Source organism: Paractinoplanes durhamensis, assembly GCF_016862175.1.
In the GTDB taxonomy this organism is placed as follows: Bacteria; Actinomycetota; Actinomycetes; order Mycobacteriales; family Micromonosporaceae; genus Actinoplanes; species Actinoplanes durhamensis.
On sequence record NZ_BOML01000104.1, the window covers coordinates 1 to 9,855 of the forward strand.

The 9,855-nt window shown below is 66.9% G+C and carries 15 protein-coding genes and 1 pseudogene; 4 read left to right on the plus strand and 12 right to left on the minus strand.

Annotated elements, in window-relative coordinates; all coding sequences use genetic code 11:
* Window positions 1–815 (minus strand): replication-relaxation family protein (locus Adu01nite_RS47095; protein ID WP_239133242.1); only part of this gene is annotated, 815 nt, incomplete at its 3' end.
* A 656-nt stretch (window positions 816–1,471) separates the two neighbouring features.
* Between Adu01nite_RS47095 and Adu01nite_RS47100 the strand changes: the two genes are divergently transcribed.
* Both Adu01nite_RS47100 and Adu01nite_RS47105 read left to right on the plus strand, forming a co-directional pair.
* Complete coding sequence (locus tag Adu01nite_RS47100) at window positions 1,472–1,645, plus strand: hypothetical protein (RefSeq protein WP_203735960.1); 174 nt, start codon at window positions 1,472–1,474, stop codon at window positions 1,643–1,645.
* A gap of 3 nt (window positions 1,646–1,648) precedes the next feature.
* Window positions 1,649–2,297, plus strand: a pseudogene (locus Adu01nite_RS47105) (nucleotidyl transferase AbiEii/AbiGii toxin family protein).
* Between the two features lie 106 nt (window positions 2,298–2,403).
* Here the strand turns inward: Adu01nite_RS47105 and Adu01nite_RS49040 are convergent.
* From Adu01nite_RS49040 to Adu01nite_RS47145, 9 genes are all read right to left on the minus strand, one after another.
* Complete coding sequence (locus tag Adu01nite_RS49040; protein ID WP_369076833.1) at window positions 2,404–2,928, minus strand: DUF5995 family protein; 525 nt, start codon at window positions 2,926–2,928, stop codon at window positions 2,404–2,406.
* Window positions 2,929–2,961: 33 nt separating this feature from the next.
* Window positions 2,962–3,456, minus strand: a complete 495-nt coding sequence (locus tag Adu01nite_RS47110; protein ID WP_203735949.1) for a DUF6933 domain-containing protein — start codon at window positions 3,454–3,456, stop codon at window positions 2,962–2,964.
* A 28-nt stretch (window positions 3,457–3,484) separates the two neighbouring features.
* On the minus strand, window positions 3,485–3,904 hold the full coding sequence (locus Adu01nite_RS47115; protein ID WP_203735950.1) for a plasmid pRiA4b ORF-3 family protein: 420 nt from the start codon (window positions 3,902–3,904) through the stop codon (window positions 3,485–3,487).
* A 17-nt stretch (window positions 3,905–3,921) separates the two neighbouring features.
* Window positions 3,922–4,692: a helix-turn-helix domain-containing protein gene (locus Adu01nite_RS47120; protein WP_203735951.1), complete on the minus strand. Its 771-nt coding sequence runs from the start codon at window positions 4,690–4,692 to the stop codon at window positions 3,922–3,924.
* Window positions 4,693–4,722: 30 nt separating this feature from the next.
* Window positions 4,723–5,055: a hypothetical protein gene (locus Adu01nite_RS47125; RefSeq protein WP_203735952.1), complete on the minus strand. Its 333-nt coding sequence runs from the start codon at window positions 5,053–5,055 to the stop codon at window positions 4,723–4,725.
* 409 nt (window positions 5,056–5,464) lie between these two features.
* Window positions 5,465–5,713, minus strand: coding sequence for a hypothetical protein (locus Adu01nite_RS47130; protein ID WP_203735953.1), 249 nt, complete (start codon window positions 5,711–5,713; stop codon window positions 5,465–5,467).
* The gene (locus Adu01nite_RS47135) at window positions 5,710–6,906 is read right to left on the minus strand and encodes a WXG100 family type VII secretion target (RefSeq protein ID WP_203735954.1); all 1,197 of its coding nucleotides are present in this window, start codon (window positions 6,904–6,906) and stop codon (window positions 5,710–5,712) included. The genes Adu01nite_RS47130 and Adu01nite_RS47135 overlap by 4 nt, the downstream gene beginning before the upstream one ends.
* Entirely contained in the window at window positions 6,903–7,232 is a 330-nt protein-coding gene (locus tag Adu01nite_RS47140) for a type VII secretion target (RefSeq protein ID WP_203735955.1), read from the minus strand. The genes Adu01nite_RS47135 and Adu01nite_RS47140 overlap by 4 nt, the downstream gene beginning before the upstream one ends.
* The gene (locus Adu01nite_RS47145; protein WP_203735956.1) at window positions 7,229–7,612 is read right to left on the minus strand and encodes a YbaB/EbfC family nucleoid-associated protein; all 384 of its coding nucleotides are present in this window, start codon (window positions 7,610–7,612) and stop codon (window positions 7,229–7,231) included. The genes Adu01nite_RS47140 and Adu01nite_RS47145 overlap by 4 nt, the downstream gene beginning before the upstream one ends.
* A 345-nt stretch (window positions 7,613–7,957) precedes the next feature.
* Here Adu01nite_RS47145 and Adu01nite_RS47150 point away from each other — a divergent pair, with 345 nt between their 5' ends.
* Window positions 7,958–8,311, plus strand: a complete 354-nt coding sequence (locus Adu01nite_RS47150) for a hypothetical protein (protein ID WP_203735957.1) — start codon at window positions 7,958–7,960, stop codon at window positions 8,309–8,311.
* A 3-nt stretch (window positions 8,312–8,314) separates the two neighbouring features.
* A complete protein-coding gene (locus Adu01nite_RS47155; protein WP_203735958.1) occupies window positions 8,315–8,968 on the plus strand; it encodes a nucleotidyl transferase AbiEii/AbiGii toxin family protein in 654 nt (217 codons plus the stop codon).
* Between the two features lies 1 nt (window position 8,969).
* On the opposite strand, the gene Adu01nite_RS49225 is transcribed toward Adu01nite_RS47155, so the two are convergent.
* Entirely contained in the window at window positions 8,970–9,110 is a 141-nt protein-coding gene (locus tag Adu01nite_RS49225; protein WP_379138230.1) for a hypothetical protein, read from the minus strand.
* 160 nt (window positions 9,111–9,270) lie between these two features.
* Window positions 9,271–9,855, minus strand: a 585-nt coding sequence (locus Adu01nite_RS47160) for a class IV adenylate cyclase (RefSeq protein ID WP_203735959.1), incomplete at its 5' end; no start/stop codon positions are given.

Genomic DNA, 9,855 nt, shown 5'->3' on the forward strand with positions numbered 1-9,855 from the left:
CCCTGCCGCCGGTGCAGCCACCACACCGCTTCGGCGGGGTTGCCTGCGGCGTGGGTCGCGGTGGCCACGGGATAGCACACACCGGCGTCGGTCAGTTCCTCGTGGAGGTGGCGCTCCCGGACCGGGCCAGGCAGCCAGAACACCACCGGCCACGCCCGCCCGGTGACGCGGGCGAGGTCTTCGTATCCGTCGATCTTGTCGACCAGGCGGGAGATGGGGCGCTCCGTGCCGGTGTCGTACTCCAGGAAGAACGGGATCTGGATGCCGTCCTCGATCCAGATTCCGTGCCCGTCGGGCCGCGACTTCGGGGTATAGATACGTTCAGTGATATCGGCTCCGTCGCTGGCGAAAGCGCCCATCTGCTGGCACTGCCGGGCCGACCACCACCGCGCCAGCTCGCAGCCGGGCCGGGTGCGGGCGTCGCCGGCCAGGGCAGTGAAGAAGCCGTTGACGCCGACCAGGTGCGCCAGATTCGCACGATTGGTCAACTGCCAGCGCCGCCGCCGAGCCCGGTCGCGGTAGCCGCGCTCAAGCTGCTCGCCGCGCTGCGCCGCAATGACCTCCAAACCCAACTGGGCGAGTACATAGTGGTACGGGAACGAGCCGCCACCGGCCCGGTTCGGCCGGAACCGTTCCAACACCCGAAGGCCGACCAGCGTGCGCAACCGTTCCTGCGCGTAGTCCAGCGACGGGAACAGCGCCTGCGCGATCTGCGGCGAGGTCAGCACGCCGTGTTCGGCGAGCCAGTCGAGCAGGATGCAATCCCGGTCGGTGATCTGAGACTGGACGCGCAGGACGGGATCGACGAGCCGCAATGCCCTATCCATGGCGTCGTCCCCGGGGGAGAGACCCAGACCGGAGGGTCTGTCGCAGGACGGTCGCGATGGGTGACAGGCGCGCTGTGCTGCGCTGTGAGGTCTGCTCACGGGTCCGTTTCCCAACGGAGGTCAACAGGGAGGACAAGCAGCGGATCCGAACGGACGGCAGGCCGGGATAGCCGGTAAGGGACGAACGGGGAAAAATGCCCAATGTGGATGCGGGTGCGGACACGAAGGCTCCAGAGGATTGTTGGATGGGTGGCGTGAGGGCCGGTCGAGGCTTCGCGCACCCCCTCGGGGCATCGCCCGAGCGGAACGACATCGGGTCGCGCTCGCTCACGAGCGGCACGAGCCCGGATAGGTCGCGGCAATAGAACGCGCCGTGATCATCGACGGCATGGGGCCGCTGCGGAGGCGGCCTCCGATGCCGTCGCCTGCTTCCCTCACACCCTCAAACCAGCTTTTGTCAGCTCCTGCGAACACCCTGATTTGAGAATCAACCGAACGGTCGATGCTTAAAAGTGATTTCAAATATATTTCGGGCATCACGCCTCAAGTAAGTAAGTTGCGATTGTCAGAAATCGAGGACCGAAGACCGTCATTCGCCTGGGCGTATGCACGAAGTGTGCGGGCATGTCCAGTAGCCTGGAGGCGTGGGCGAGTTCTCTGAGGGCGCTGACACCTGGCGGGACGAGCCGGGGCCCCGGCCGCCGGTGGGCTACCTGCCGTACGGTGATCGGAAACCGTATGTCCTGGCCGAAACGCTCCGGCGGCGCTGGGAAGAACGCTTCCCGGAACTCGCCGCTACCCGCACGAACGCCGCGTAGCCGGTGGATCCCTTTCACGAACGGCTCGCTCGCACGGGGCTCGCGGCCGCCCAGCGATACGGCTTCGCCCTTGCCTGCGGTTACGCAGTCAGGCAGCCGATCTTCTTGAGCGGCCCAGCGAGGACACCGACCTGTTCACCGGCTGGAACCGACGCGACGAATTCAGCACAGCGGTCACCGCAGTGGTTCAGGCGTACCGCGACGACGGTCTCACGGTCGACGTCGAACGGCGATATGACACGTTCGCCCGGCTGGCAGTGAGCGACGGCAGCCACACGTCGAAGGTGGAACTCGGCGTGGACTGGCGGGCCAACGAACCCATTCTCATGGCCGTGGGACCGGTTCTGCATCCCGACGACGCGGTCGCGAACAAGATGAGTGCGCTCTACGGGCGGGCGTTCGCGCGTGACTTCGTCGACATCGACGCTGCGCTGCGATTAGGCAGGTACACCCACGAAGCCCTTCTCCGCCTCGCCGAACGTGCCGACCGCGGCTTCGACCGGCGGATCTTCGCTGACGCTCTCGGGCAGGCCGATCTGCTGGACCCGACGACTTCGCCCAGTACGGCATCACCGGCCAAGCGCTCGACGAAATCCGGAGACGGTTCGCGGCATGGCGTCGCGATCTGCGTGACGAGTCCTCGTCGGAATAGTTGCACGGCGGCAGCAGCAGCGGATAGGCGCGAGTGGCTCCACTGCAGAGTCTGACGGACGGGCTGGTCGGCAGCAGATACTCGCCCAGCAGGGCCGCTGTCCGGTTCATGGTGCGCCGGGCCTACTCGAAGTCGTCCAGGTCTTCGCGCAGCAGCCAGAGTCGTCGTTGACAGTCGCGCCTGATCCCAGGCATGAGCCCGGCTTGTCGACTCGAATATCTGCTGGCTCCTGGCGTCCAAGGGACGGTGGCGCCGAGCTGCGAGGTATCGGGGAAGTGCGGCACAGCGTCAGGGTCTCCTCGTAGAAGATCTCCATGAGCAGGAGGTAATCGGGAGCGACAGTGCCGTCCGTGGACGGACCCAACTCATAACAGGTCCCGATCAGGGTGAGCGGCAAGTCGTGGTTGAGATGGGCATTGAGGCCGAGCGTCGCCGGGCGGAACGGCGTGGCCCCCGCCCCGGGCTCGTGGTGTGTCTCAGCGGCTGCAGGGTTTCGATCTGCGGGCCTACCGACTTTCGATATGCGGCACCCTTCATGTTCGATCTGCGGGCACCTCAACGTTCGATTTGCGGCCAGAAGACGTACCGGAGTCTGCCTCGCCGAGGACGCGCTCGTCCTCGTGGAGCGCAATGCTCACCCGCACAGCGGCGAGCTTCCGGGGCATCACGACGACCGCAGGAACGCCTGAAGCTCGCGATCCGGGCTGGTGTGACGGCGGTAGAGCGGGCTGCAAGGCGTCGAGGCTAGCTTCATGGCCAGTTGGAGCAGGTCGAGCTCGGGGTCGTTTCGCCGGAAGACGTCGGCGAGGAAAGTGAACTCGCTCATGATGCCCACGACGCTGCGGTTGGCCGTCAGGGCGAACCCGCAGTCGTGCATCTGGCCGAGTTCGCCGTCGACGACGGTCGCAGGAGTTTGATGAGCAGCCAGCGTGGCGGCGATCTCCGGGCCGATCCGAGATGGCGCGGTGACGGCCGGCGCGAGCGGCATCAGCACGGGCAGCAATGTCTGCTCGTTGACCAGCAGGATCAGCTGCCGCGGCCGCCAGGGCAGGACGGTCGCGTACCAGTCGCCGAGCAGGGTGGTGGACAGCTCGTCGCCACGAGGCACGACCGAGCCCAGGCGCTGGCGCAGCTTCTTGGTCGCGCGCACGATCAGCACAGCACAGACCTGACTTCCCGGAAGAGGTTCACCGCGGTGCGGCTCCGGACAACTGTTCGTTGATCGCGGCGAGGTCGAACGGTGTTGCGTCTCTGCCGCAGCCGGGGAACCAGTCTTCCTCGGGTACGTCGCCCTGCCCGCCGACACAGACCGTCGAGGTCTCCGGCCGCTCGGTCTCGATGATCCGCTCGACCGCGACGCGGTGCTCCCAATGGTCTCCAAGGTCGTAGACATATGTCAGTGCGGCTCCGGCGTTCGGCGCCAGCTTTCCCAGTCGGGCCCGGAACTCGTCGGCGGTTTTCTCCAGACCGAAGAACGGATCGGCATAGCGGCGCCCGTCCAGCGTGAACACGTGCAGATGATCGTCGTCCCAGTCGAAGACGATCTGAATCACCCGATGCAACTCGTCCAACGTCGCGGTGGCCGGCAGCCGAACCCGCCGCCACACCCGGGTAAGAGTGATCTTCAGCTGATAGGTCGGGATCGGCGGCCCACCCGCCGCGATGAGCTCGGCCAGACCATCTCGCAGGGCCGCCTCGTCGGGGTGCCCACTGCCCGGCCCATCGAGACCGCCCCGCTCGCGAAAGACAAGAAAGGCCTCGGGCGGACGTCGACAGCCAGCGCCGCCGCCGCATATTCCACGGCGAGCCACCGCAGATCAGCCGGGTCTGGCTCCGCCGATTCGTCCTCGTCCTCGAACTCGGCGAGTATGAGCCGAGCATGCGCAGCCAGCGTCGGCACCTCGACAGCTTGCTGCCACGCGGGCAGCGCGGCCTCGCCCAGACCGGCCACCACGTCAACGGCCACGATCCGCTGCGCCGGTGGAGCCGTCGCCGCCGCGCCGAGCAACTCGGCCGCCGCCTTGCTCATCTCCCGCTCGGCCAGCCAAGGCCCCGCTTGCCGCCACACCTCGTCGCCGGGCAGCGCCGCCAGCCGTTCGAGCACCGCCGCGGCAGACGCATCGCGAGACAACGGCGGCGGCCATTCCTCGACCAGCCGCTGCCACATCCAACGACCCAACTCGGTCACGCGCCCATCGCCGTCCAACGCGCCGACCTCGCCGAGCAGTTCGAGCCCGGCATCCACCGGCATGACGCCTCGCCGGAACGCCGAATAGACCCCGCTGGCGTCCCCGAGGTCGGAATAGTGGAGCAGCTCGTGAACCGCCTCGGGAATGCTTGTCATCTCCGGCGGCGTCCGGGCCGTCATCACCGTCAGCAGCGTCCGCACCAGCACCGGAGCTCCCCGGCCCCGGTCGTCATGCGACTAGGCACGCAGCACCGCCCGGACCGCCGCCCACCAACGCTGCACCGGGTCGTCTTGGGTGGCGATATCGGCAACCGCCCGGTTCGCCGACACCCGCAGCCACCCGATCGCCTCGGCCGCCACCCAGGGCCAATGAACAACCTCGACATCCGCGGCCGTACGAACCCGGGCCGGAACCGTCACACCCAGGGCGGCCCCCGCAACGGCGACGTCGACCGGACGTAAAACGCCCTTCGGCGTCACCGGCTTTCCCACGCCCACCCAGTCCACCAGCTGCCGCGCGCGAGTGACAAGCAGACAACCATCGGCCAAACGACGCAGTTCGGACGACACGACGAGAAAGCATACGGAAGCAGCAACCGGCGTCCCTCCGGGAGGCCACAGCCGGGCACCGGTCGGTGGGGTCGAAGTCCGCTGCCGGTTCCTCCCCTGGCTGACTGCCTAGTCGCTCAGCAATACATCCGGCCGACTGCCGCAGGCCACGGCGCTTCTGCTGTCCATAGTCGCCCCGACCGCGACGTAGTCGGCGTCAGCTCGATCGACCACGAGGACGGTTTCCCCGGCGCGCTGGGTGCGTGGTGTCGGGTGGTCGACGCCCAGAACGTGAATCGGGTGCCCGCTGGCTTCGTCGCGTATGCGGGAAATACCGATGAATTCACCGTTGCGCGTCGAGCCGACCGCGACGAGCCCACCCAGGTGGGAATGTCGAAAACCTCGTTGATGTGGAACTGGTCCGCGGCCATCAGTCGCGGATGAGCGCAACGCCGTCCCGGACCGAGTCGGCGAGGTCGGCGTCGATGGCGATAGTGGTCTTTCCTGGTGGGCTGTGAAGCTCGATGGATCGGATCACCGCGGTGGCCACGGGGAACTCACCGTGGGCCACGGTGAGTTCATCGCCGATGCTCAATTGGTCGCCTTCGAGCCGGCCGGTCACCAAGACCCAGGGACGGCTCGGGATGCGGTGCACGTTCTCGACGATGAGACGAGTCATGCGTGGTCTCCTTTCCATGTCGCCACGAAGCCGTCCTCGGCCGCGTACGCCTCGTCCTCCAGCGGCCCCGTCATGCTGGTGACACTCCCCTGCTGATATTGGACGACGTGCACGCTTTCGTGCCCTAGCGTCCGTACCAATGTTTCCTCGTCTTGGAACGCGGCCGGCCCGAGCTGTACGCCGAACGAGTCGGTTCTGGCCACGGCGCCCTGAAAGTCGAGGTAGGCGATGTCGTCCGCGCTTTCCACGATCTCGACCGGAGCACCGCGGAAGTCCACGCCGGCCAGCTCGGCGTAGCTCTGCACGGTTTCCGGAGTCCTCGGCAGGCCGACGCCCCGATCGAGGACCTCACGATTGGACAACGCACCCGACCGCGAATGCAGGACAACGTCCGCGGCGGACGACCTGCCGGTAGTCGGATCGGACCGGCTGAGCCGTCGCAGCGCTTGCTTGAGGCCGTCGAGCACACCGGTCAGGTCCTCGAGCTTGCCACTGAGCCGGCGCAGGCTGTTCAGCAGAGCCCGCACGAAGCCCTGGATCTTGTCGACCCATTTCGCGACCAGGGTAGCGACCTGTCCGACGACCAGCGGGGTGCCGATGCCCAGCGTCAAGCCCGCCTCAGCCAGCCACTGCGGCAACCGGGCGGCCAGCGTCGCCACGAACTGAGCGATCAAGTCCCGGACGATGCCACGCACCAGCCCGACCAGCAAACCAGCACCCTCGACGGCGTACGAGATCGCGCCCGTCGCCGTGGCGATTCCCCCGACAACCTCCAACTGCTGAGCCGCGTGGGATCGATAGGCGTCCCCGGACTCACCAAACCACTCGGCGGTCTGCGCCCGCACAGCAGCCGCGATTTGCTGGTGAGTATCGGTGCTCGCGGCCGAAACATTGCGCCACGTCGCCGCGTGCGCGGCGATCTCGTCCGGGTTGCCGGCCAGCCAGTCGAGTGCTTCCTTCAACGGCTTGACGTGCTCCATCAACCAGCTGACACCCCAGGCCACCAGCGACCCGAGTGGGTCGATCACCATGCCGAGTACGTCCAAGCTGCCGCCGACCCCGCCCAGCGTGCCGTCGACCCAGCTGTTGTCGTGGATGCCGCTGCTGACCTGCTCGGCGTCCTCGACCAGGCCCAGCCCGGTGTACCAGGTGGTCGAGCTGTGCGCCTGAGCGACCAGCGGATTGTCTGTCACAGCGGCAACTCGAAGCCCGGACCGGCGACGTTCTCCACCCGGCCGGCGCTGCTTGTGTCGGCGGCCTGCATCGCTGTCGCGGTCGTCCGCAGCTTCAGCGCGGTCTCGCCCAGCGCCTCCACCGCGCCGTTCATGACCTGCGCGGCGCCGTCGAACAACGGGCTCAACAGGGCCGGCAGGAATTGGCAGAGCTGCCCGTAGGCCTGGCTGTCCATGGTGACCTCGCGCACTGCGGAATGAGCTCGCGTCAGCTGCTCGGAGGCGTCACCGACCGCTACGGCGTGCCGCAGCACCGCCTCGGCCGGGAACTGCACACCCCCGCTCATCCGTCTTCTTCCTCCCGCGAAACAGGGAATCGGGAATCGAAGGAGTGCAGCACCGCCCGGCCGGTCTCGGTGTCCTCGCCTACCGTCTCCCGTACCTGCTCAGCGACCTGGCCGGAAAGGGCGGCCTGGGCCCGCCGCATCACCGACATGATCTCCTGCGCGAGTCGCGGGCCGGACAACTCCCGGACCCGATCGTCGAGCTCCAGACGCTCCACCTGACCCGCCGAGCCCACCGTCACCCGGATCGCGCCATCCCGGCTCTCCGCCGAGCCGGTTAACGCCGCTACCCGCCGCGACAGCTCGACACTGCGCTGCGCCTGCGCGTTCACCTGACCGACCCAGGAATCCAGCCACTCCTCGGCGGCATCGACGTCGCTCACGGGACCCACTCCCATCGATGACTACCGCCGAGGCTACCCAGCCGACGCCAACCACCGACCCGACAGACTGCCGGACTTGACTCTCGGGGAGGACGGAAGATGCCCGTATTGTCGGCGCGGCCAGTTGGCGCCGCCTAGCAGGCAGGCTCCCGGACCGAACCGCCGCGAGCAACCCCCTACCGGAAGAGCCACGCGCCGGGACGTCTCGTGCGTAATGCGCCCGACGACACTGCCGAGATATTCACGCTCCGCGGCGTCTGTCGCGCTGACATATCAAGACGGGCGAAGTGCATGAGACCCGCCTACGGCCGCCTGGCCGTATCATCGGTCCAGGAGGTGGAGCAGATGGCAGCGATCGATGGCGCTACGCGCGGTTCGCGGTATGCGGACCAGCGGCACTATGTCGTGCCTGCGAATCTCGCCGATCTGCGCGGCCCGGCCGGCGGCCAGGTGACGCTCGACCGGTCATTGGATTGGTCGGGTGACAGCACTTACGACTTGGACGATCCTGGCGATCTCCAGTTGATGTACCAAACAGTGTTGAATCAGGCGGCCACCACCGAGGATCTGAGTCGCTGGATCAACGCCGATACCCTGCGCCGGGTATGGCCCGTTCTATGGCTTCCTGCCCGGTTGCGGGCACTGTGGCAGGCCCGTTTCACGGAACTGACCGCGCCGCCGCAGGCGCTCGCCAGCTGAACCATGGATCCAATCCATCTGAGGCTCGCGGAGATCGGGCTCCGAGTGGCCGGGCGCTACGGCTTCGCGCTCGCCGGCGGGTACGCCGTCCAAGCACACGGCATTCTTGAGCGGCCGAGCGAAGATGTCGACCTGTTCACTGCGTGGGAACGCCGCGGAGACTTCGCGGCAGCGGTGGAAGCTGTCACTGACGGTTACCGCACAGCCGGATACACCGTCGAGGTCACCCAACAGTTCGACACTTTTGCCCGGCTCGTTGTAGCCGACCCCGCCGCACCGGAATGGCCTTACAAGGTCGAGTTGGCCGCGAACTGGCGTTCTCTACCGCCCGTGATGATGGATATCGGTCCGGTACTCCACATGGACGACGTTGTCGCCGGCAAGATGTCGGCCCTCTTCACACGCGCCGAGCCGCGCGACTTCCTCGATGTCGACGCCGCCGTCATGAGCGGCTACTACACCCGTGAACGGTTACTCGAACTCGCGGAGCAGGCTGATGCAGGCTTCGACCGCCGGGTCTTCGCCGACCTGTTGACCATGCTGCGGCGCTACCCAGATCGACGCTTCGCCGCCTACGAGGCCACCCCTGACCACATCGCGGCGATGCGGAAGCGATTCGAGAGCTGGCTTGATCAGCTGTTGACAGACCCGACGTAGCTCACGTGATGCGCAGTGAGCGTGGCGGCGATCTCCCAGCCGATTCGGGACGGCGCGGTGCGGATTGTGCGAGCGGCATCAGCACGGGCAGCAGCGTCTGCTCGTTGACCAACAGGATCAGCTGCCGTGGACGCCAAGGCAGGACGGTCGCGTACCAGTCACCTGCCCGTGCCGAGGCGCTGGCGCAGCTTCTTGGTCGCGCGGACGATCAGCACTGAGCCGACCTGGGCTTTCGGGTGGCGTTCACCGCGGTGTGGGTGCGGAGATGTGCCGTTTTGATCGCGGCGAGCGCGGCACGCGAATCAGGCGAAGGTGAGAGTCTCCTCAGCGAGGATGTCGCGGTCCAGCACGGCGAGGTAAACCTCATCGACGCTGCCGTAGCTAGCCCGCGAAAAATCGAGTCCGAGCGCGTCGGCGGCAGCACACACGGCCTCCTCACTCGGGCCTTCAATCTCGAGAAACGTGGACAGTCCAGGCCAGGTGTCCAGGTCGAGAGTCACCGCGCCGAGCTTCCATTCCTCGCGGTAGTTCTCCTGATAGCGGAGCGCTTTGAAGCCCATGGCCTCCAGCAGCGTTTTGGCGGCTTGGAAGTCGTTGACCTGGATCTCGGATTCGAGGGTGGTGTCGATCGCGGAAGTGTCGCCGGTGGTCTGCTTGTAGGTCATGGTGATCCGCCGGCCCTCGTCGCGTAGCCGGAGCCAGCCGCCCCGCTCAGCGATGTCGTCGTTCGTGAAGACGGTGCGCCTCATGAGGGTGCGAGGCATGACGCAGACGCCGCCCTGGGCGGAAATCTTGTCGTGGATGGCGGCGGTGTCGATCGCGAGAAAGCGCGCCTCGAACTCGATGTCCATCACTCGTTCTCCTACGGTCGTGTCGCGATGATCAGG